The 21,171-nt window shown below is 69.6% G+C and carries 19 protein-coding genes; 6 read left to right on the top strand and 13 right to left on the bottom strand.

The annotated features are described in order from the left end of the window. The 6 genes from pgl to tkt are packed head-to-tail and all read right to left on the bottom strand — an operon-like array spanning position 1 to position 8,151. Positions 1-780: a 6-phosphogluconolactonase gene (gene pgl, locus ACWEIJ_RS31255; RefSeq protein ID WP_449840837.1), complete on the bottom strand. Its 780-nt coding sequence runs from the start codon at positions 778-780 to the stop codon at positions 1-3. Further along, positions 777-1,805 carry a glucose-6-phosphate dehydrogenase assembly protein OpcA gene (gene opcA / locus ACWEIJ_RS31250; protein ID WP_449840836.1) on the bottom strand — a complete coding sequence of 343 codons (1,029 nt, stop codon included), beginning with the start codon at positions 1,803-1,805 and terminating at the stop codon, positions 777-779. Before opcA ends, pgl begins: the two co-directional genes overlap by 4 nt. Further along, the gene (zwf, locus tag ACWEIJ_RS31245) at positions 1,802-3,343 is read right to left on the bottom strand and encodes a glucose-6-phosphate dehydrogenase (RefSeq protein WP_449840835.1); all 1,542 of its coding nucleotides are present in this window, start codon (positions 3,341-3,343) and stop codon (positions 1,802-1,804) included. Before zwf ends, opcA begins: the two co-directional genes overlap by 4 nt. Further along, positions 3,340-4,926: a glucose-6-phosphate isomerase gene (locus tag ACWEIJ_RS31240; RefSeq protein ID WP_449840834.1), complete on the bottom strand. Its 1,587-nt coding sequence runs from the start codon at positions 4,924-4,926 to the stop codon at positions 3,340-3,342. Before ACWEIJ_RS31240 ends, zwf begins: the two co-directional genes overlap by 4 nt. A 25-nt stretch (positions 4,927-4,951) precedes the next feature. Further along, positions 4,952-6,064 (bottom strand): transaldolase, encoded by a 1,113-nt coding sequence (gene tal, locus ACWEIJ_RS31235; RefSeq protein ID WP_449840833.1) that lies wholly within the window; start codon positions 6,062-6,064, stop codon positions 4,952-4,954. After that, positions 6,061-8,151, bottom strand: coding sequence for a transketolase (tkt, locus tag ACWEIJ_RS31230; RefSeq protein ID WP_449840832.1), 2,091 nt, complete (start codon positions 8,149-8,151; stop codon positions 6,061-6,063). Before tkt ends, tal begins: the two co-directional genes overlap by 4 nt. A 242-nt stretch (positions 8,152-8,393) precedes the next feature. On the opposite strand from tkt, the gene ACWEIJ_RS31225 reads away from it, so the two are divergent. Together ACWEIJ_RS31225 and ACWEIJ_RS31220 are read left to right on the top strand one after the other, a co-directional pair. After that, complete coding sequence (locus tag ACWEIJ_RS31225; RefSeq protein ID WP_449840831.1) at positions 8,394-9,317, top strand: heme o synthase; 924 nt, start codon at positions 8,394-8,396, stop codon at positions 9,315-9,317. Between the two features lie 22 nt (positions 9,318-9,339). Continuing rightward, positions 9,340-11,331, top strand: a complete 1,992-nt coding sequence (locus ACWEIJ_RS31220; protein WP_449840830.1) for a hypothetical protein — start codon at positions 9,340-9,342, stop codon at positions 11,329-11,331. A 115-nt stretch (positions 11,332-11,446) separates the two neighbouring features. On the opposite strand, the gene ACWEIJ_RS31215 is transcribed toward ACWEIJ_RS31220, so the two are convergent. The 3 genes from ACWEIJ_RS31215 to ACWEIJ_RS31205 all read right to left on the bottom strand — a co-directional run bounded on the left by ACWEIJ_RS31215 (position 11,447) and on the right by ACWEIJ_RS31205 (position 13,812). Beyond that, complete coding sequence (locus ACWEIJ_RS31215; RefSeq protein ID WP_449840829.1) at positions 11,447-12,091, bottom strand: HD family phosphohydrolase; 645 nt, start codon at positions 12,089-12,091, stop codon at positions 11,447-11,449. Between the two features lie 62 nt (positions 12,092-12,153). Next, entirely contained in the window at positions 12,154-12,801 is a 648-nt protein-coding gene (locus tag ACWEIJ_RS31210) for a hypothetical protein (protein WP_449840828.1), read from the bottom strand. 6 nt (positions 12,802-12,807) lie between these two features. Then, entirely contained in the window at positions 12,808-13,812 is a 1,005-nt protein-coding gene (locus ACWEIJ_RS31205) for a hypothetical protein (protein WP_449840827.1), read from the bottom strand. Positions 13,813-14,099: 287 nt separating this feature from the next. Between ACWEIJ_RS31205 and ACWEIJ_RS31200 the strand changes: the two genes are divergently transcribed. Beyond that, entirely contained in the window at positions 14,100-14,609 is a 510-nt protein-coding gene (locus ACWEIJ_RS31200) for an FKBP-type peptidyl-prolyl cis-trans isomerase (protein ID WP_449840826.1), read from the top strand. Between the two features lie 48 nt (positions 14,610-14,657). On the opposite strand, the gene ACWEIJ_RS31195 is transcribed toward ACWEIJ_RS31200, so the two are convergent. Both ACWEIJ_RS31195 and ACWEIJ_RS31190 read right to left on the bottom strand, forming a co-directional pair. Next, positions 14,658-15,599, bottom strand: a complete 942-nt coding sequence (locus ACWEIJ_RS31195) for a quinone oxidoreductase family protein (protein WP_449840825.1) — start codon at positions 15,597-15,599, stop codon at positions 14,658-14,660. Positions 15,600-15,680: 81 nt separating this feature from the next. Beyond that, positions 15,681-17,267 (bottom strand): DUF885 domain-containing protein, encoded by a 1,587-nt coding sequence (locus ACWEIJ_RS31190; RefSeq protein ID WP_449840824.1) that lies wholly within the window; start codon positions 17,265-17,267, stop codon positions 15,681-15,683. A 36-nt stretch (positions 17,268-17,303) separates the two neighbouring features. Between ACWEIJ_RS31190 and ACWEIJ_RS31185 the strand changes: the two genes are divergently transcribed. The 3 genes from ACWEIJ_RS31185 (at position 17,304) to ACWEIJ_RS31175 (ending at position 18,906) form a co-directional block, all read left to right on the top strand. Continuing rightward, the gene (locus tag ACWEIJ_RS31185) at positions 17,304-17,594 is read left to right on the top strand and encodes a hypothetical protein (protein ID WP_449840823.1); all 291 of its coding nucleotides are present in this window, start codon (positions 17,304-17,306) and stop codon (positions 17,592-17,594) included. Beyond that, positions 17,591-18,430: a hypothetical protein gene (locus tag ACWEIJ_RS31180; protein WP_449840822.1), complete on the top strand. Its 840-nt coding sequence runs from the start codon at positions 17,591-17,593 to the stop codon at positions 18,428-18,430. The genes ACWEIJ_RS31185 and ACWEIJ_RS31180 overlap by 4 nt, the downstream gene beginning before the upstream one ends. Before the next feature lie 68 nt (positions 18,431-18,498). After that, positions 18,499-18,906, top strand: a complete 408-nt coding sequence (locus ACWEIJ_RS31175; protein ID WP_449840821.1) for a hypothetical protein — start codon at positions 18,499-18,501, stop codon at positions 18,904-18,906. Here ACWEIJ_RS31175 and ACWEIJ_RS31170 read toward each other — a convergent pair. Together ACWEIJ_RS31170 and ACWEIJ_RS31165 are read right to left on the bottom strand one after the other, a co-directional pair. After that, a complete protein-coding gene (locus ACWEIJ_RS31170) occupies positions 18,903-20,480 on the bottom strand; it encodes a solute symporter family protein (RefSeq protein ID WP_449840820.1) in 1,578 nt (525 codons plus the stop codon). The genes ACWEIJ_RS31175 and ACWEIJ_RS31170 overlap by 4 nt on opposite strands. Next, positions 20,477-20,887 carry a DUF485 domain-containing protein gene (locus tag ACWEIJ_RS31165; protein WP_449840819.1) on the bottom strand — a complete coding sequence of 137 codons (411 nt, stop codon included), beginning with the start codon at positions 20,885-20,887 and terminating at the stop codon, positions 20,477-20,479. The genes ACWEIJ_RS31170 and ACWEIJ_RS31165 overlap by 4 nt, the downstream gene beginning before the upstream one ends. Positions 20,888-21,171: the final 284 nt, after the last annotated feature.

Raw genomic sequence — 21,171 nt, 5'->3', positions numbered from 1 at the left:
TCACGCCAGCGGCGGCTTGAACAACGCCGGCACCTTCGACGCGGCCGCGTCGTCCAGCAGCCACAACGTCCGCCGCCGCCCGGTCGCCCCCGCGGCCGGCAGCTGAACCTCGCCGGCCCCGGTCAGCCCCATGGCCACCGCGGCGGCCTTTGCCTCACCGGTGGTCATGAGCCAGACCTCCTGCGCGCACCGCACCGACGACAAGGTCAGCGAGACGCGCGTGGGCGGCGGCTTCGGGCAGTTGCGCACCGCGACGACGGTCCGCTCCTTCTCGTACACGGCAGGAGAAGCGGGGAAGACCGAGGCCACGTGGCCCTCTTCGCCGACGCCCAGCATGCAGACGTCGAACGTGGGCACGTCGCCGTGGTCCTCCGGGCGCGCCAACGAGGCCAGCAGTGACGCGTAGGCCTCGGCGGCGGCTTCCGGGTCGTCGCCGAACTTGCCGTCCGAGGGCTCCATCACGTGCACGCGCGAGGGATCCACCGGCACGTGGTCGAGCAGGGCGGCGCGGGCCTGGGTCTCGTTGCGGTCCGGGTGGCCCGAGGGCAGGAAGCGCTCGTCGCCCCAGTACAGGTCGACGCGCGACCAGTCCACGGCGTCGCGGGCCCCGTTGCGGTTCAGGTGCTCCAGGACCGCGGTGCCCGTGCGGCCGCCGGTCAGCACGACGGACGCGTAGCCGCGGGCGGCCTGGGCGTCGACCATGCGGGTCACCAGGCGGGCCGCCGCGGCGGCGGCCAGGAGGTCGCCGTCGCGGTGGACCACAACTTGCGGATTGCTCACGAGCTCGCCTTCGCCTTGGACTTCTTGGCAGCGGGAGCGGGAGCCGCGGCCTTGCCGTTGGAGGACTCGGGCGAGGCCTCCTCGGGCTTCGTCGCGGAGGGCGCGCGGCCCTTCGCGACCTTCGACAGCGACTTCAGTGCGGCGGCGTAGACCTCGTCCGGGTCGAGCCGGCGCAGCTCCTCGGCCAGGCAGTCGCGGATCGAACGACGCTGCAGCGCGACCCGCCGGGACGGCTGGCCGGGCTGCGACAGCGTGCCCACCTTGCCGTCCGGGCGGATCAGGTCGACGGCGCCGGACGGGCGGTCCAGCTTGACCTGCACGATGCCCTCACCGCTGGTCGCCTTGTAGCGCTTGGCCGGGACCTTCAGCTTGTCCGTCAGCCACGCGGCCAGCAGGTCGGTGGACGGCGAGTCGGCCTCGCCGGTCACCTCGGCCTCGACGATCTTCTCGTACGGCGGCAGGTCCAGCGACGCGGCGAGCATGGCGCGCCACAGGGTCAGGCGCGTCCACGCCAGGTCCGTGTCGCCCGGCGCGTAGTGGGCGCGGCGGGCCTCCAGGGCCTTGATCGGGTTCTTCTCGGCGGCGGCGTCGGTGATGCGGCGCTGGGCGAGCTGGCCGATCGGGTCCTTGGACGGCGACACCGGCGCGTCGAACGGCCACCACGCCACGACCGGGGTGTCCGGCAGCAGCAGCGGCATCACGCAGGACGCGCCTTCCTTGGCCAGCTCTCCGTACAGACGGAGCACGACGACCTCGGAAGCACCCGCGTCGCCACCGACGCGGATCTGCGCGTCCAGCCGGGGCGCGGCCTGGCGGGCGCCGCGGGCCACGACGATCACGCGACACGGGTGCTCGCGCGAGGCGTCGTTGGCCGCGTCGATCGCGGCGTCGGTGCGCTGGCCGTCCTCGGTCACGATGACCAGGGTCAGCACGCGACCGAGCGTCGTCGCACCGCCCTCGTCCCGCAGCCGGACCAGCCGCGAGTTGATCTGCGAGGTGGTGGTCGAGGGAAGGTCGATGATCACGGACGCCTCCAGTGCCTTCCGGTCCTGGCGGTCATCGCGTCCGCCGACGGCGGACCCCAGGTTCCTGCCTTGTACTTCTCGAGTGCGGGTTCGTCCTTGCGCGCCCAGAAGTCGAGCACCGGGTCGAGGATCTCCCAGGAGAGCTCGACCTCGTCGTTCTTCGGGAACAGCGACGGCTCACCGAGCAGCACGTCCAGCAGCAGCCGCTCGTAGGCCTCCGGCGACGACTCGGTGAACGAGTGGCCGTAGCCGAAGTCCATCGTGACGTCGCGGACCTCCATCGTGTTGCCCGGCACCTTCGAGCCGAACCGGATGGTCACGCCCTCGTCCGGCTGAACCCGGACCACCAGGGCGTTCTGGCCGAGCTCCTCGGTCGCCGTGTCGTCGAACGGCAGGTGCGGCGCCCGCTTGAACACCACGGCCACCTCGGTGACGCGCCGGCCCAGGCGCTTGCCGGTGCGCAGGTAGAACGGCACCCCGGCCCAGCGGCGGGTGTTGACCTCGCAGGTGATCGCGCCGAACGTCTCGGTCTTCGACTCGGGCGAGAAACCGCCCTCCTCCAGCAGACCCGGGACCTTCTGGCCGCCCTGCCAGCCACCGGTGTACTGGCCGCGCGCGGTGGTCTCCTCGAACGGCTGCGCGGGACGCGTCGCCGAGAGGATCTTCACCTTCTCCGCCCGCAGGTCCGCCGGCTTGAAGGAGACCGGCTCCTCCATCGCGATCAGCGCGAGCAGCTGCAGCAGGTGGTTCTGGATGACGTCGCGCGTCGCGCCGATGCCGTCGTAGTAGCCGGCGCGGCCACCGAGACCGATGTCCTCGGCCATGGTGATCTGCACGTGGTCGACGTAGTTCGAGTTCCAGATGGGTTCGTACAGCTGGTTCGCGAACCGCAGCGCCAGGATGTTCTGGACGGTCTCCTTGCCGAGGTAGTGGTCGATGCGGAACACCGACTCCTCGGGGAAGACCTCGTTGACCGTCCGGTTCAGCTCCTTGGCCGACTTCAGGTCGTGGCCGAACGGCTTCTCGATGACGACCCGGCGCCACTGGTCGGCCGAGTGCTGGGCGAGGCCCGCGCGCTTGAGCTGGTTGATCACCGTCGGGAACGCGCCCGGCGGGATCGACAGGTAGAACGCGTGGTTGCCGCCCGTGCCGCGCTCGGCGTCGAGCGCCGCGAGGCACGAGGCCAGGTTGTCGAACGCCTGGTCGTCGTCGAACGTGCCCTGCACGAACCGGATGCCTTCGGCGAGCTGCGACCACACGTGCTCGTTGAACGGCGTGCGAGCGTGCTCCTTCACCGCGTCGTGCACGACCTGCATGAAGTCCTGGTCGGCCCAGTCGCGGCGGGCGAAGCCGACGAGCCCGAAGCCCGGCGGCAGCAGACCGCGGTTCGCGAGGTCGTAGATCGCGGGCATCAGCTTCTTGCGCGACAGGTCACCGGTGACACCGAAGATGACCAGCGCGCTCGGGCCCGCGATGCGCGGCAGGCGCTTGTCCGCCGCGTCCCGCAGCGGGTTGCGCCACTTGTCGGATGTGGTCACGAGCCGTCCTCCTGGACTGCCTCGACGAGCTGGGCCAGACCTGCGATGCGGTCGGACAGGTGCAGCCGCAGCACCGGGCGACCGTGCTCGGCCAGCACCTGACCGTCGCCGAGCGCCTGCGCGAGTTGCAGCTGGGCCAGCGTGTAGGGGCGGCCGGGCACCTCCAGGTCGTCGCCGGACTCGCCGGTGATCTGGATGAACACGCCGTTCTGGTGACCGCCCTTGTGGTACTGGCCGGTCGAGTGCAGGAAGCGCGGACCCCAGCCGAACGTGGTCTGCAGGTGCGTCCTCTTCGCGATCTCCGCGCGGAGCAGCTCGAACGACGCGTCGTCGATCCTGTCCAGGTACGCCTGAACCGAGATGTAGCCGTGGTCGGGCGCAACTTCGACCAGCGCCGCCAGTGCCTCGGCGACGGTGTTCACCTCGCGCGGCGCCCAGTCCGTGCCGTGGCCCTCGACCGGTCCGTCCACGAAGGACGGTTCGGACGCCGACGCGACCGGCGCGTCCAGCAGGGCGCGGGCGGCCTTCTTCGCGGCCTCGACGTCGGGCTGGTCGAACGGGTTGATGCCGAGCACCCGGCCGACGAGCGCGGTCGCGTACTCCCACAGCAGGAACTGCGCGCCCAGCGGACCCTCGACCGCGACGTTCGCCGACCCGGTGGCCGGTCCGATCGCGACGGTCGTGGCATCCGAACGCGCGTCCACGAAGCCGGGTGCGCCGGGGCCCTCGACGACGACCGGCAGCAGGCCGGTGCCGTTCTTGCCGGTCGACTCGGCGATCAGCTGCTCGGCCCAGTCGCCGAAGCCCTTGATGCCGGACCCGGTGTCGGCGAACACGACCTTCTCGGCACCGTGCGCGTGCGCGGCACCGAAGATCGCGGCGAGCACGACCGCGGGGTTGCGGGCCGAGTCCTCCGCGAGGACCTTGGCCTCCTCGGCCGCGTCGTCGAGCAGCGCCTCGACGTCGGCACCGGCCAGGTAGGACGGCACCAGGCCGAACGCGGTCAGCGCCGAGTAACGGCCGCCCACGTGCGGGTCGGCCAGGAACACCTTGCGGTAGCCCGCTTCCTCCGACGCCTGCTGCAACGGCGAACCGGGGTCGGTGACCACCACGATGCGCGACGCGGCGTCGATGCCCGCGTCGGTGAAGGCCTTCTCGAAGATGCGCCGGTGGCTGTCGGTCTCGACGGTGCCACCGGACTTGGACGACACCACGATCACGGTGCGCTCGAGGTCACCGGCGAGCGCGTCGGCGACCTGGGCGGGATCGGTGGTGTCCAGCACGACCAGCGGGACGCCGGCGGTCCGCGTGATCACCTCGGGGGCGAGCGACGAGCCCCCCATTCCGGCGAGCACGACGCGGTCGACGCCCTCGGCGTGCAGTTCCTCGCGCAGAGCCTTGAGATCGGGGAGCAGTGCCCGGGACGTCTCGTGCAACGTCGTCCACGAGAGACGGATGCTCGCCTCGGACTCGGCTTCCGGCCCCCACAGGGTCGGGTCCTGCGCGGTCAGCTTGCTCGGCACCGAATCCGCGACCAGGTCAGCAGCGATGGTGCTGACCTGGTCGGCGTTCGGTGACCTCACGATTTCGACGGAGGTCACTTCGTGATCAGCCCTTCAGTTGAGCCAGTTGGTTCGTCACCGTCTCGAGCAACTCTTCCCAGGACTTCTCGAACTTCTCGACGCCCTCGGTCTCCAGGACGACGAACACGTCCTGCAGGTCGATTCCCACGGCGGCGAGCTGGTCGAACACCTCCTGACCCTCAGCGGCGCGTCCGGTGACCGTGTCACCGGTGATCTTGCCCGCGTCGGCGACGGCGTGCAGCGTCTTCTCCGGCATCGTGTTCACGACGTCGGCGACGACGAGCTGGTCGACGTAGAGGGTCGGGGAGTAGCTGGGGTCCTTGACGCCGGTCGACGCCCACAGCGGACGCTGCGCGTTGGCGCCGTCGGCCTTGAGGGCCTCCCAGCGCTCGCCCTGGAACGTCTTCTCGAACGCGCCGTAGGCGATCCACGCGTTGGCCAGAGCCGCCTTGCCGCGCAGGGCCTTCGCCTCGTCCGAACCGATCGCGTCGAGCCGCTTGTCGATCTCGGTGTCCACCCGGGACACGAAGAACGACGCGACGGAGTGGATCGAGCGCAGATCGTGGCCGTTGGCCTTGGCCTGCTCCAGGCCGTCGAGGTAGGCCTCCATGACCTTCTGGTAGCGCTCGACGGAGAAGATCAGCGTGACGTTGACCGAGATGCCCTCGGCGATCGTCTTCGTGATCGCCGGCAGGCCCGCCTCGGTGGCCGGGATCTTCACCAGCAGGTTCGGCCGGTCCACGGTCTTCCACAGGTCCTGCGCCTCGGCCACGGTCTTGTCCGTGTCGAACGCCAGCCGCGGGTCGACCTCGATGGAGACGCGGCCGTCCACACCGTTCGTCGAGTTGTAGATCTCGCGGAACTTGTCGCACGCGTTGCGCACGTCGGTCGTGGTGACCTCGCGGATGGTCGCCTCGGTGTCGGCACCCCGGTTCGCGAGCTCGCGGACCTGCTCGTCGTAGGACTCGCCCTTGGACAGGGCGCCCGCGAAGATCGTCGGGTTCGTCGTGACCCCGACGACGTTCCAGTCGCGGATCAGCTCGTCCAGGTTGCCACTGGTGAGGCGCTCACGCGACAGGTCGTCCAGCCAGATCGAGACGCCCGCGCCGGACAGAGCGTCCAGCTTCTCCTTGCTCACTTGTTACCCCTCACTCGCTCCAGCGAACGGCGCGCCGCGGCGACGACGTTCTCCGTCGTGAAGCCGAACTCCTTGAACAGAACCTGGTAGTCGGCCGAGGCGCCGAAGTGCTCGATCGACACGATCTCGCCGCTGTCGCCGACGTAGCGGTACCACGGCTGCGCGATACCGGCCTCCACGGCGACGCGTGCCTTGACCGACGCCGGGATCACGGACTCGCGGTACTCGGCGTCCTGCTTCTCGAACCAGTCGATGGAAGGCATGGACACCACACGCACTGCAACGCCCTCGCCCTGCAGAACCTTCCCCGCTTCGGCGGCAACCTGCAGCTCAGAGCCAGTGCCGATGATCACGATCTCGGGGTTCTCGTCACCGAAGAGCACGTAACCACCGCGCTTCACGCCCTCCGCGGAGGTGCCCGGAAGCGTCGGCAGGTTCTGCCGGCTCAGCGCGAGGCCGACCGGGCCGAGCTGCTCGATGACGGCCTTCCAGGCGAACGCGGTCTCGTTCGCGTCACCGGGGCGGACCACCGCGAAGTCCGGGATCGCGCGCAGTGCCGCGAGGTGCTCGATCGGCTGGTGCGTCGGGCCGTCCTCGCCCAGGCCGATGGAGTCGTGCGTCCACACGTACGTGACGGCGGCCTGCATGATCGCGGCCAGGCGCACCGCCGGGCGCATGTAGTCGGAGAACACGAGGAACGTGCCGCCGAACGGGCGGGTCGGGCCGTGCAGCGCGATGCCGTTGAGGATCATGCCCATGGCGTTCTCGCGGACACCGAAGTGCAGCACGCGGCCGTACGGGTCGGCGCTCCACATGCCCGTGGAGATCTCGGCCGGGCCGAACGACTTGGCGCCCTTGATGGTGGTCAGGTTCGACTCGGCCAGGTCGGCCGAACCGCCCCACAGCTCGGGCAGGTGCTTGGCGAGGGCGTTGATGACCTCGCCGGAGGCCTTGCGGGTCGGCAGGCCCTTGGCGTCCACCGGGTAGGACGGCAGGTCGGCGTCCCAGCCCTGGGGCAGCTCGCGGGCGACCAGGCGGTCCAGCAGCGCCTTGTTCTCCGGGTTGGCCGAGGCCCACGCGTCGAAGGACTTCTGCCACTCGGCCTTGGCGTGCTCACCTCGCTTGACGACCTCGCGGGCGTGCGCCAGGACCTCGTCGGCGACCTCGAAGGTCTGCTCGGGGTCGAAGCCGAGGATCTCCTTGGTGGCCTTGACCTCGTCGACGCCCAGCGCGGCACCGTGCGCGGCACCGGTGTTCTGCTTGTTCGGCGCCGGGTAGCCGATGATCGTGCGCAGCAGGATGAACGACGGCTTGTCGGTGACGGCCTTGGCCTTCTCGACCGCTTCGAGGATGCCCTTGACGTTCTCGCCGGACTCGACGACCTGGACGTGCCAGCCGTAGGCCTCGTAGCGCTTCGCGGTGTCCTCGGACAGCGCGATCGTCGTGTCGTCCTCGATGGAGATCTTGTTGTCGTCGTAGAAGACGACCAGGTTGCCCAGCTGCTGCGTGCCCGCGAGCGACGAGGCCTCGGAGGTGACGCCCTCCTCGATGTCACCGTCGGAGGCGATCACGTAGATGTGGTGGTCGAACGGGCTGGTGCCCGGCGCGGCGTCCGGGTCGAACAGGCCGCGCTCGCGGCGGGCGGCCATGGCCATGCCGACGGCGGAGGCGAGGCCCGAGCCCAGCGGGCCGGTCGTGATCTCGACGCCCCTGGTGTGGCCGTGCTCCGGGTGACCCGGCGTCTTCGAGCCCCACTTGCGCAGCGTCTTGAGGTCGTCCAGCTCCAGGCCGTAGCCCGACAGGAACAGCTGGATGTAGAGCGTCAGGCTGGAGTGGCCCGCGGAGAGCACGAACCGGTCGCGGCCGATCCAGTCCGCGTCGGCGGGGTCGTGCCGCAACACGCGCTGGAACAGCGTGTACGCGAGCGGGGCGAGGCTCATCGCGGTACCGGGATGGCCGTTGCCGACGTTCTGCACGGCGTCCGCCGCGAGCACGCGCGCGGTGTCGACGGCGCGCTTGTCCAGCTCCGTCCAGTCGTCAGGCAGATCGGCCTTGGTGAGCCGGGTGATGTCGTCGGTGACGGTCACGGACTTACAGCTCCACTCTTGTAGCTCGGGCGGGCAGGCTTGATCGATCCCGAACGGCCTGACCCGCATCTCTCCCTCGTCCTCCGGCCAGCCTAGTCCTGAGAGATTCGGATGTTGCTCTGAAAGGTCTCAGGTGGGTGTGTGCCGAGGCACACCAGCACCCGAACGGGCTGTGAATTCTTTGCGCGGTTACCATCAGTCGCTGGTTTTCACACCTCTGCGATGCGAGGAGCGTTCACACGATGAGTGCCGTCCTCGAGGCCCCTGCCAGGTCGCCTCGTCAGGTAGTGGGCGCCTACGTGGCTCTCACCAAGCCGCGGGTCATCGAGCTCCTGCTGATCACCACGATCCCGGCGATGCTCCTGGCCCAGCACGGCCTCCCGCCGCTGTGGCTGATCGCCTGCACGCTCACCGGCGGCACTCTCGCCGCGGGGTCGGCAAATGCCCTCAACTGCTTCGTCGACGCCGACATCGACTCGGTCATGAAGCGCACGACGGCCCGGCCACTCGCGCAGAACGCCATCCCGCCGCGCAACGCCCTGATCTTCGGCATCGTGCTCGGCGTCGTCTCGTTCGCGTTCCTGTGGATCTTCGTCAACCTCATGTCGGCCGCCTTTGCGGTGGCGACCATCCTGTTCTACATCTTCGTCTACACGCTGGTGCTCAAGCGCCGGACCTCCCAGAACATCATCTGGGGCGGCATGGCGGGGTGCATGCCGGTCATCATCGGCTGGAGCGCGGTGACGGGCACGGTGCAGTGGCCGGCCCTCGTCATGTTCGGCGTCATCTTCTTCTGGACTCCGCCACACACCTGGGCGCTCGCGATGAAGTTCAAGGAGGACTACGCCCGAGCAGGTGTGCCGATGCTGCCCGTGGTGGCCACAGCTCAGCAGGTGACGCGGCAGATCGTCATCTACAGCTGGATCACCGTCGTCTGCACGCTCGCCCTCGCTCCCGTCACGTCCTGGATCTACGTGACCGTCGCGGCGGTGTCGGGCGTGTGGTTCGCGGTCTTCGCGCACAAGCTGCACAACGTTGTTCGCCGCGGCGGGTCGACGAACACGATGAAGTTCTTCCACATGTCGAACCTCTACCTGATGCTCGTCTTCTGCGGCCTCGCCGTGGACGCCGTGGTCGGGTTGCCGGTGCTTGCCTGGCCGTTCTAGCTGCACTTCCAGGCGTACGGCTGTGGCGCCCGTTGAGTTCACCGTCTCCGGTGGCGAAGGCACGCCGCTGGAGTTCGTCGCCGCCCTGACGCCCTCGAAGTCGTTGCTCGTCGTGACCGATCCCGGCGGGTGGGCGCAGGTCAGCGCCGGGCTCGCGGTCGGGCACGCGGCCTCCACCGCGGTCCCCACGTCCGTTCGGGTGGTTCGGTTCGCCGTGCTCGATCTGCGGCACTTCCCGTCGGCCGCGGAGCTGCCGTCGATCACCGACGTGCCCGGCGACGTGGTGGCGTTGCACGACACGCGCTCGTGGGACACGGCACCGGTCGTGCAGGCGTTGCGCGGTCTCGGCCGGCCGGTCGTGCTGTTCACCGCCGTGCACACGTGGGTGCCCGGCGTCGACCAGGCCTGCGTGCTGATCGGGTGGAGCGCGCCGCACGTGGTGCTCGCCGAGCCCCTCGGCACCGGTGAGGGACGGGTCGAGGACGTCCTCTGGCAGTTCCGGGAGCTGGAACGGCGCCGGCTGGTCCGCTACACGACGCTGCCGCAGCCGCCCGCACCGGACGACCGCGCGGTCACCGTCGTGGTCGCGCTTCCAGGCGCCACCGAAGGCATCGCCGGGGCGTTGCGGCCCGGCGCCGACTACGAGGTGTGGGTGCACGTCGGGCAGCACCCGGCCCGCCTGCCGGGCGACCTGGAGCTGCGGGCCGTGCTCGGCATGAACGGCCGTGGCGTGCAGGCCGAGTCGTTCGTGCTGCCGGCGGAGGGCTCCAGCCCGTGGGTGAGCTTCCCGGTCACCACGCCGTACGCGTCCGTGCCGTGGAGCGGTGAGCTGGTCATCTACTCCGGTGTCGTGCCGGTGCACGTCCAGCGCGTGGTGCTGCCGGTGGGAGCGGGCGAGGCCGAGGCGATCACGCGGTTGCGGCTGTCGCGGACGTTCGCCGACCTCGAACCGCTGTCGTCGCGGGTCGCGTCGATCCTGGTGCTCGGGGAACGGGCGCTGGTCGCCGCCGGTGGCGTGCCGTCGTGGATCAGCTTGGACTCCGGCGACCTGCCGCGGTCGTTCCCGGTGGCCTCCGGGCTGGATCCCTGGTACGGCAAGGACTTCCCGGCGTTCTGCGCGGATCTCGCCGCGCTCGCCCGGCAGGGCTCGGCGCTGTACTCGCGGCTGTTCCGCGACAGCGCGCTGGCCGACCGGATCCGGCGGCTGGCGCGGGTGCGCCCCGCCGGGCTGATGATCGCCGAGGAGACGCCCGGCCCGGTGCCGTGGTCGTTGATCTACGACCTGCCGTTCACCGACGGGCCGTACCGGCTGTGCGCGTCGGTGGGGCAGTTCGGGCCGTTCGGGGCCGGGGGAGAGGTGCCCGCGCACTGCCCGGTGTCCGACCACAGCGGGAACGTGTTGTGCCCCTTCGGTTTCTGGGGCCTGTCGAGTGTGCTGGAACAGCCGGTCGGGCCGTTGGTGCCGTTCGTGTCGGCACGCCCGCGGCCGTTCGAGGTGTCGATGGCGGTCGACGCGGGCATGGACCGGGCGTTGACCGAACGGCACGTGACCGAGCTGATGTCGATGCTTCCGCCCGAGGTCGTGTCGTCGGCGTATGTCAGCCCCTCGGAGCTGGGACGCGCGTTGGCCGACGAGGTCATGGACGTCGTGCACCTGCATTTCCGCGAGGGGTTCCTCGACGCCGAGGAGATCGCACGCTGGGACCGCGAGGGCGTGTGGCCGCGTCCGCACTGGCCCACGCGCAAGCCGGTCGTGGTGGGCACGTCACCGATGCCCGGCCTGGTGCGCCCGTTCGTGGACGGCGGCGCGTCGGCGGTGATCAGCCCGGAGGTGGCCGTGCCGCAGGACATGGCTGGCTGGGTGACCGGCATGGTGCTGGCGCGGCTCGCGGCCGGGTTCAGCGCGGGTGACGCGCTGCGGCTGACCCGCTGGGAGATGCTGAGCCGCGGCAACATCATGGGCCTCGCGTACACGCTGCACGGCGGAGCGGATCTGCGCGTGCGTGCCGGCTGAACCGCGGGCGGCTGATGCCAGCGGTTCAGCCGGCCTGGTGGTGCGAGACCGCGGACGTGCCGGGAGCACTCGCCGCGCCGGCCGCCGAGCTCGCGGCCGGTCCGCACGGGGCCGGTTAGACCCTGGTGAGCAGCTCCTCGACGCACGGGTCGTCGAGCGACTCGACGATGTGCTGCCACAGCAGGAGGTTCGTCTCGGCCCACTTCGAGTAGGTCGCGGCGGCCTCCGCGTCGTAGAAGTAGTAGCCCTCGTCGGCCTTGGACACCTGCTCGCCCACGATCTTGTGCGCGAGCTCGCGCAGCGTGATCCCGTTCTCCTGCAGGTACTTGTGCGCGAGCACGACCGGAGTGACCGGCAGTGCCTTGAACAGCGTGTCCGCGTCCGACAGCGCCTGGGCCTCCAGCGAGATGTCGCGGTGGCGGGTGCGCATCTCCGCCTCGACGACGATCCGTTCGACCCACTCGATGTCGCCGAGGCAGACACCGGAGATGAAGAGGATCTTCCTGCGCAGTGCCTCGCCGTCGGCGGGCAACGAGTTGCGGCGGACCATGTAGTTCAGGTCGTGCACCAGCGCGGCGACCTCGCAGATGTCCTCCGCGGCGCCGTTGCGCCGCGCGAAGTGCACCGCCTTGTCGCGGACGAAGCTCACGTGGTGCCAGCCGTGGAACTGCAGCTTCGCGGCCAGGTCTTCGCACAGCCGCCTCACGCGCTGCTCCACGTCCGCGATGACCGACCTCGGAATCGTTGTGCGCGTACGCATCATCAGCCCCTCCCACCGGGTGGGCTGATGGTAGGCGTGTCACGCCCGCCCGCGCGGGGCTTCTACAGGTGGTTCGTCAGATCCTCCAGCCGGTCCTCGACCGGCACGTGCCGGTGGCTGATCCCGGTGTCCGGGTCGTAGCTGAGGCTCCACGGCGTGACGGCGCGGGACTTGACCAGGAACGTCATCGTCCCGTCGGCCGCGCGCGGGATGCGGTGGAACTCGTGCGCGAGCAACGTGCCCGTGGTGCCCTCGGTGCACTGGGTGCGGTTCGTGAGCTCCGTGCCGATGACGGTGCGCCCGCCGACGCCGAGCCGGGCGGCGAAGCGTTCGTGCAGGTACGCGCCGCTCAGGATGGTGGTGCAGAAGTGGTAGCGGTGGTTGTGCACCGAGTCCGCGTACCCGGCCCGCCAGTCCGACAGCGGTTTGTACTCGTGCAGCCAGAACGTGAACGCCTCGTCCTGTTGGTCGCGCAGGCACCACGCGAAGTGCGTCGTGGTCTCGCGGGAGTGCGCGATCACCCAGGTCGCCTGCTGGGGCGTGAGCCCGTCCAGGTGCGCCCTCAGCTCCTTGCGCAGCTCCGGCCGGGCCGCCCACTCGCGGAACCACTCACCGACATCGGTCCAGTGGTCCACGACGGGAAATTCGGCGCACTGCACCCGAGCGGCGAGCTCCTCGAGCGCGGACAACCCGGTGAACTCGGCTAGCAAGATCGATCAGCTCCTCAACTGAGCGGATGCGGAGAATTCGCGACGGAATGCGTGGAACTTGTCCTCGAGTTCGCGGTATCCGTCGTCGGTGAGAGTCTCGCCGGTGATCTTCTCGAACAACGCCAGGAAGTCGTTTCTGGACGTCCCCGGCGTGATGACGAAGTGGTACCCGGCCTTGGAATTGCTGATCCGCAGGAACTCGGCGCGTTCCATCGCGTACAGGAACGAGCTCTCGGTGAACCTGAGGGTTCGCGGATACGGCCGGGGCACTCCGGCGGTGTTGCTGTAGAGCGTGATCCAGGCGCAGTCGTCGAACAGTTCGAGCCGATCCAGCGGTGGATCCGAAACGATCGTGACGTCGATCCTGCTGCACCGGCTGCGCGCCACGAACAGCCCGACGAGCCCGATGCGGATCTGTTCCTTGAGCTGTGCGGTGATCTCGTCGTAGTCGCCGTCCGCGCCCTCGTTGCGCAGCAGGTACCGCGCGCGGCCGCTGATCGCGTTGTCGTCGCGCGGGTCCGCCAGCACGGCTCTGAGCTCGCATTCCGTCTGCGACAGCAAAACTCTGCCCGCCGCGTACCGCCCGGCGAACCCGCGGAAGCCGTACAGCCGCGTCCGCTCCAGGTCCTGCATCATCAGCTGGTTGAAGACGGGGGACGGCTCGGCCGTCGGCTCGAACACGTGGCTGGGGAAGAACTCCCGGTCCAGCGCCCGGTACTGCTCGCTGAGCTCCTTGAGCGCCTTGCGGCTCTCCTCGACGACCGGCGCGAGCAGAGCCTTCTGCGCGGCTTTCGACGTGACCAACGTCTGCGTGAAGCTCACCACGGCCGATATGAGCGTGCCGGTGCCCAGTGCGGTCAGGATGTTTCTGGCTGTACCGGAATCCATTTGACCGGAAATGGCCAGGCTGGTTCCCGACGTCACCACGAGTATGAGGAGGAGCAACCCGGTCCGAGTCCAGAACAACTCCTGGATCAGGTTGCTGCGGATGCCTCCGGCCTCCGCGGACACGTGTCCCACCTCCTGGGGGTCACCTCATCGGCCGCTACCCGAACGGACGAATGCGCTCGGTGTCCGATCAAGTGCGCGGAGTTACTGTACGCGTCGGTCAAAAGATAAGGAAGCTGCTATTCGTGCGACATTTAGCAGTGGAATAACCGCCCCTGAGCGGCTTCGACCGCCCGTATCCGTGCACTTCGGTGACGGCCTGTCGCGAGCTGCCCCGGACGTGTCGGGTGAGGGTGACCCACCTACCCGAACGCACCCACTGGCGGTGTTCTCCAATACGCTGCCCCACCATGCGCAACGTCCTGCTCATCGCGTCCCTGGCGCTCGCAGCGGCCACCGGCCTCGCGGGCTGCGGCAGCTCGGCCCAGCCCTCCGACCCGTCGACTCCGTGCAAGGCCGACGACTTCAAGGTCAGCGGCGACTTCGGTGCGGCGCCCAAGGTCGAGATCCCCGCCTGCAAGCCCACCGACCAGCTCATCATCAAGGACCTGGTGCAGGGCACCGGCGCCGAGGTGAAGGCGGGCACGACGGCCACGGTCAACTACCAGCTGACGACGTTCTCGGACAAGAAGGTGCTCGACAGCTCCTTCGAGCGCGGCCAGCCGTTCGACGTGGAGAACGTCGGTCAGGCGCCCGTCATCGACGGCTGGAACGAGGGCATCGTCGGGCTCAAGGAGAAGGGCCGCCGCCTGCTCGTCGTGCCGCCGGCCAAGGGCTACGGCAAGGGCGGTCAGGGCATCAAGGCCAACGAGACGCTCGTGTTCGTGATCGACGGCGTGAAGGTCACCCCGGCGGCGTGAGACGGCGCGGCCCCCGGACCGCGAGGTCCGGGGGCCGCACCCGCGCGCTCAGGGCAGGAGCAGCAGCTTCCCGGTGGTCCGGCGCGACTGCAGGTCCGTGTGCGCCTGCGCCGCCTCCTCCAGCTTGTAGCGCCCGCCGATCCGCACGTTCAGCGTCCCGTCGGCGATCGCCCCGAACAGGTCCGCGGCGCGCCACTCGAACTCCGCGCGGTCGAGCAGGTAGGCACCGGTCGACGGCCGGGTCAGGAACACCGACCCGGCGGCGTTCAGCCGCTGCGGGTCCACCGGCGGCACCGGCCCGGACGAGGCTCCGAACAACGCGAGCAGCCCGCGCGGCTTCAGCGACGCGAGCGACTGGTCGAACGTGTCCTTGCCGACCCCGTCGTAGACCACGTCGACCTTGTCGATCTGCGCCGCGAAGTCCCCGTACCGCAGGACCTGGTCGGCCCCGGCCTCGCGGGCCAGCGCCTCCTTCTCGTCGGTCGACACGGTCGCGACGACGAACGCCCCCTTCGACTTCGCCCACTGCGTCAGCAGCAACCCGACGCCACCGGCCGCCGCGTGCACGAGCACCCGGTCGCCCTCCTTGACCGGATAGGTCGAGAAGACGAGGTAGTGCGCGGTGATCCCCTGCAGCAGCGCCGCGGCGGCCAGTTCGACGTCCAGGCCGTCCGGCACCCGCACGGCGGCGGAAGCCGGCACCACGACCTCGGACGCGTAGCTGCCCAGCACGGACATCCACGCCACCCGGTCACCGACGGCGAAGTCGGGGGAGTTGGACACGACGACCTCGCCCGCGCCCTCCAGCCCCAGCGCGGTGGGCAACGGCACCTGGTACTGCCCGCTGCGCTGGTAGGTGTCGATGTAGTTCACGCCGGCCGCGCCCACCCGCACCAGCAGCTCGCCGTCACCGGGCACCGGCGACGGCACGTCGGAGTACTCCAGCACCTCGGGGCCACCGGCCGAACGCACCACCACTGCCTTGGGCATCTGTCCTCCTTGATCGACTCAACCCGGTCAACCCAGGCCGCGACCTCGATGTTCCCCCTCTCACCAGGTGGGAACCACCGCTCAATCCTCGCCGAGCGCCACGCGGCGCGCGAGCCCGAGCGGCAGCGCGCCCGAGCCCGCGATCCGGTCGTGGAAGTCCCGCACCGACCCCAGCCCCGCGGCCAGGTAGTCGTCGCGGATCAGGTCGATCTCCAGCGCCCCGGTCAGGTACGACGGCGCCTGCGTCGGCACCGCGCAGTACCGCTTCACCTCGCCGACGGCGGTGCCCGGCGTCAGCGCCGTCCGCGACACCATGAACGCCTCGGCCTCGGCCGGTGTCATGTCACCGCAGTGCAGCGCCGTGTCGACGATCATCCGCGCCGCGCGGAACAGCCGTGCCTCGACGTGGCCCATCAGGGCCGCGCGCGAGGTGTAGTAGCCGACCGACCGCAGCAGCTTCTCCGCGTACAGCGCCCAGCCCTCGGAGAAGTACGGCGTCCGGAACACCTTCCGCAGCGGATGCGCCCCCTCCTGGGCCGCCACCCACGCGGCGTGCCAGTGGTGGCCGGGGTAGGCCTCGTGCACCGAGATGGTCGGGATCTGGGCGCGCGCGTTGGTGCGCAGCCGCTGCGTGACCTGCTCGGCGGTCGCACCGTCCGGCGTGAACGGCACGAAGAAGTGGCCTACCCGCAACGAAGTCAGGGCGGGCGGTCCGACGTAGCTCGCCACCGACAGGACCTCGCGGTGGAACGCGGGCGACGGCACCACGCGGCACTCCTCGCCCTCCGGCAGCGTCACCAGCGAGTGCTCGACGAGCGCGGCGCGCGCCCTGGACGTCTCCGCCTCGTACTCCGCGCGCATCGCCTCGAGCGTCGGCGGGTGGTCGTCCTGCAGCGAGCTCATGACCGCGCGCCAGTCGGGGGACCCCGCCAGCTCGATCAGCTCGGCCTCCAGCGCGGCGTAGGCGTCCTGCCCGCGCTGGTGCAGCTCGGGCGCGCCGTAGCCGAGCATCTCCTTGTCCTGCAACAGGGTCGAGTAGAGCTTCTCGCCCATCCGCCAGTCGCCGCTCGCCCGCACGGCGAAGTCCTCCAGGAACGCCGTGTGCCGGTCGAACGCCTCGGCGGCGGGCACGGCGGCCTCCGCCAGCCGTGCGCGCAGGTCCTCGGAGGACACCTGCCGCGGCAGCGAGTCCAGCACGAACGACCGCCCGGTCCGCACCTGTCCCAACGCCCGTTGCACCACCAGCGGCGACGCCAGCGACGCGTCGAGGTTCGCCTCCGCGGCGGCGAAGACGGACGGCACCTCGCGCAGCTTCGCGACCACGGACGCGACCAGCTCGTCCTCCGGCAGCAACCGGTGCAGGAACGGGGCGAGCAGTCCGAAGAAGACCATCCCGGAGTACTCGTGCGGATCGCGCCGCCAGCCCGGCCACGTCTCCGCCGCGATCGACCCGCGCAGCACCGACAGCGCGAGATCGCGGTCCACCGAGGGGGGCGACGGCTCCAGCCGCGCGAGCCACGCGGCCGTCTCCCCTGCCCGCTGCTCGAACGCGGCGGCGGAGAGGTCCCCGAACGTCGAGTAGTGCTCGATCGAGCCGACCTGGGCGGCGTGAGCGGGGTGGTGGTCGAAGTACCACGAGAGGAACGACGCGAGCGTGTCGGTGGTCACCCGACCGAACCTACTCGCTGGTTTTACAGTGTGGGGGTGTCTGATCAAACCACTCAGAAGCGCATCGCCGAGTTCGTGAAGGCCCACGGCAAGCCGGGCACCGCGGTCAGGGCCGTCGTCGAGCCGATCGGCCGTGCCGGCGCGCGGATCGTGCTGGTCGGCGCGGACGGCGCCATGGGCGACGTGATGGCGAAGGACGTCGAGGCCGCGACGAAGGCCGTCGAGGCTGCCGACAACGTCGAGCAGGCCGAATGGGACCGCGAGACCACCGCCGCCACGAAGATCGGCCCGGCCCACCGCCGCAAGATGGCCACGATGCGGTCATGAGAGTCGTCCTCGCGTCCTGCGCCGCCCTGCCCGAGGGAGACGGCGACGAGGACGCGCTCGTCGAGGCACTGCACCGGGACGGGGTCGACGTCGTCTGGCAGCCGTGGGGCGAGCCCGTCGACGCCGATCTCGTGGTGCTGCGGGCGACCTGGGACTACCCCGAGCGTCTCGACGAGTTCCTCGCCTGGTGCGAGAGCGTGCCCGCGCTGGCGAACCCGGTGCCGGTGGTCCGCTGGAACACCGACAAGTCCTACCTGGTCGCGCTCGCCGGCCGCGGTGTCCCCGTCGTGCCCACCGCCGTCGTGGCGCCGGGGGAGACGCCGCACTTCCCGGACGGCGAGTTCGTGGTGAAGCCCGCCATCGGCGCGGGCTCGCGCGGCGCCGCGCGGTTCACCGACCACGCCGAGGCCCTGGCGCACCTCGAAGCCCTTGGCGCCAAAGCACTCGTGCAGCCGTACCAGTCCAGTGTGGACGCTCACGGCGAGACCGCGCTGGTGTTCTTCGCCGGCGAGTACTCCCACTCGTTCCACAAAGGACCGATGCTGACGCAGGGCCTGGCCGAGTCGGGTCTGTACCTGGAGGAGACGCTGCGCGGCATCGAGCCCGACCGTGGTCAGGTCGAGCTCGCGAACCAGGCCCTCGCCGCCGCCGCCGAGCTGCTTTCGTTGCGGCGCCAGGACTTCCTCTACGCCCGCGTGGACGTCGTCGCGGGTCCTGACGGCGAACCGCTGCTGCTCGAACTGGAGCTGACCGAGCCGTCGCTCGGCTTGAAGCACACCGGTGAAGACGCCGCATCTCGTTTGAGTGCGGCAATCAGGCGAACCGCGTCTCGTTAAGGCCGCTTCCAGGAAATCGGGGATAGCGTCGGAAAACGTTTTCCATCCCCGATTCCCCTGGAGGAACCGTGCTGTCAGCGCTCACCGGAGTCGTCCTCGCCGTGGCGGCCGTCGCCGCACCCCCGTACGCGGGCAACCTCGGCACCGCCACCTACAAGGGCTTCGCGACCTTCACCGACGACTACAAACCCGACTTCGACGTCGTCGCCTGCCCGAAGAGCGAGCACCTGCCCAAGCTGCCCAAGCAGTTCATCACCGGCCTCAACCGCCCGCAGTTCGGCAAGGGCGACAAGAGCCCGAACTGCGGCGTCACGGTCGAGGTCACCGGCCCCAAGGGCAAGCTCAAGGTGCTGATCGTCGACGTCGCCGAAGGCCCGAAGTCCGGTGACCTCAACCTTGACCGCGCGGGGTTCGCCAAGATCGCGAAGGTCGACGACGGCCGCGTGAAGATCACCTGGAAGGTCGCCGCTCCCTAATGCAGGCCCGACCCGATGCCGGTCAGCCCGCGGACCTCCATCTCCGCCTGCTTGGCGGGGTCCGCGGGCTCCCTGCTGAGGATCGTGCCCAGGAACCCGGCCAGGAACGACAGCGGGATCGACACGATGCCGGGGTTCGAGAGCGGGAAGTACGCGAAGTCGAGGTCCGGGAACACCGACGACTTCGAGCCGGAGATCGCCGGGGAGAAGGCGATGAGCAGCACGCACGACGTGAGACCGCCGTAGATGCTCCACAGCGTGCCGCGCGTGTTGAACCGCTTCCAGAACATCGAGTAGAGCAACGTCGGCAGGTTCGCCGACGCCGCCAGTGCGAAGGCGAGCGCGACCAGGAAGGCGACGTTCTGCCCGTTGGCCGCGATGCCGCCGACGATCGCGAGCACACCGACGCCCACCGCGGTCATGCGGGCGACCCGGACCTCGTCGCGCGGGTCGGCCTCGCCGTGCTTGATCACGTTCGCGTACACGTCGTGCGCGAACGAGGCCGACGCGGTCAGCGTGAGGCCGGCCACGACGGCGAGGATCGTGGCGAACGCCACCGCGCACACGATGCCGAGCAGCACCGTGCCGCCGACCTGGAACGCGAGCAGCGGCGCCGCGGAGTTCTCGCCACCGGGGGCACCGGTGATCTTGTCGGTGCCGACCAGTGCCATCGCGCCGAAACCGATGACAAGCGTGCACGAGTAGAAGATCGCCATGAGCCACGTGGCCCAGACGACCGACCGACGTGCTTCGCGAGCGTTCGGCACGGTGTAGAAGCGCATCAGCACGTGCGGCAGAGACGCGGTGCCCAGCACGAGGGCCAGGGCGAGCGAGAGGAAGTCGAGCTTCGTCAGCCCCGATGAGCCGTACTTCACACCCGGAGAGAGAACGGCCCCGCCCAGCGGCGACTTCTGCGTCGCGCGCTCGAGCATCGCCGAGAAGTCGAACCCGAACTTGCCGATCAGGAAGATCGTCAGCAGCGACACCGACAGCAGGAGCAGCACGGCCTTGATGATCTGCACCCACGTGGTGCCCTTCATGCCGCCGACCAGCACGTACAGCACCATAACGACGCCCACGACGGCGATGATGATCGCCTGGCCCGCGGCGCTGTGCACGTCCAGCAGCAACGCCATGAGACCGCCGGCGCCGGCCATCTGCGCGATCATGTAGAAGAGCGAGATGACCAGCGTCGCGTTGGCCGCGGCGGCGCGGACCGGGCGCTGGCGCATGCGGAACGCCATGACGTCGCCCATGGTGAAGCGGCCGGTGTTGCGCAGCCGTTCCGCGATCAGCATCAGGCCGATCAGCCAGGCGACGACCCAGCCGATCGAGTAGAGGAAGCCGTCGTAGCCGTTCACCGCGATCGCGCCGGAGATGCCCAGGAACGACGCGGCGGAGAGGAAGTCACCCGAGAGTGCGATGCCGTTCTGGGTGCCGGTGAAACTGCTGCCCGCCGCGTAGTAGTCCGACGCGCTCACGTTCCGCGTGGAGGCGCGGTAGACGATGTAGAGCGTCAGCAGCACGAAGATGCCGAAGACGGACAGGTTGATCGCGGTGTTCGCCCCGGTCACGCGAGCTCCTCAGCGGTTTCGGCGAGTTCGCGCACCTTGTCGACCTGCGGGTCGAGCCTCTTCTTGGCGTAACGGGCGTACGCCATCGTGATGATGATGGTGGTGACGAACTGGAGGAACCCCATCGTCAACCCGACGTTCACCGTTCCGAACAGGGGCGTGCTCATGAAGTCCGCGGCGTAGGCGGAAAGCAATACGAAAGTGACGTACCAAGCGAGGAACAGCAGCGTTGCGGGGACAATAAATCGCGTCACCCGCCGCTTCAGCGCAAGAAAATCCTCACTCGTTTGGATGGCACCGAAATCAGGCTCACCGTCACCATCGATCAGCAATGAGTGAGGATCGGTGTCAAAGGTCGCGAATCCGGGCGTCGCCGGGCGTGACACAGAGGGCAGCGCCTTCGTCATCAACCGCTCGCATTCGTCACGGGGAGTACTCGGCGGCGCGCCTGTGCGGAGGTGCGACCGCGCCGGGATGGAGGGCGCCAGCGTAACCACGCGTGGCGGCGAGTCAATCCCCAGGAGACGCAGGACCACCCCATGAGGTGGGCTGTCACCGTCGGTGACCATTCGCACACGCCCCAGGTCGTTGTCGCGTCACGCTCTCTGGCCTACTATCCGCTCACACCCGATACGGCTGATCGCGATATCGAGCTGGGGGTGTCTCAAGTCGCGGGGATTCACCAGGCCAG

It is taken from the genome of Lentzea sp. NPDC004789 (assembly GCF_053601075.1).
Note: the sequence above shows the minus strand (reverse complement) of the source record. Positions and strands in the feature narration are given on the sequence as shown.

What these genes read in the sequence shown, in the direction of transcription:
- ACWEIJ_RS31200 (WP_449840826.1), top strand. Translation starts at nt 14,100, where the DNA reads ATGCGCAACGTCCTGCTCATCGCGTCCCTGGCGCTCGCAGCGGCCACC.
- ACWEIJ_RS31195 (WP_449840825.1), bottom strand. Translation starts at nt 15,599, where the DNA reads ATGCCCAAGGCAGTGGTGGTGCGTTCGGCCGGTGGCCCCGAGGTGCTG.
- ACWEIJ_RS31165 (WP_449840819.1), bottom strand. Translation starts at nt 20,887, where the DNA reads ATGACGAAGGCGCTGCCCTCTGTGTCACGCCCGGCGACGCCCGGATTC.
- ACWEIJ_RS31215 (WP_449840829.1), bottom strand. Translation starts at nt 12,091, where the DNA reads ATGCGTACGCGCACAACGATTCCGAGGTCGGTCATCGCGGACGTGGAG.
- ACWEIJ_RS31225 (WP_449840831.1), top strand. Translation starts at nt 8,394, where the DNA reads ATGAGTGCCGTCCTCGAGGCCCCTGCCAGGTCGCCTCGTCAGGTAGTG.
- ACWEIJ_RS31180 (WP_449840822.1), top strand. Translation starts at nt 17,591, where the DNA reads ATGAGAGTCGTCCTCGCGTCCTGCGCCGCCCTGCCCGAGGGAGACGGC.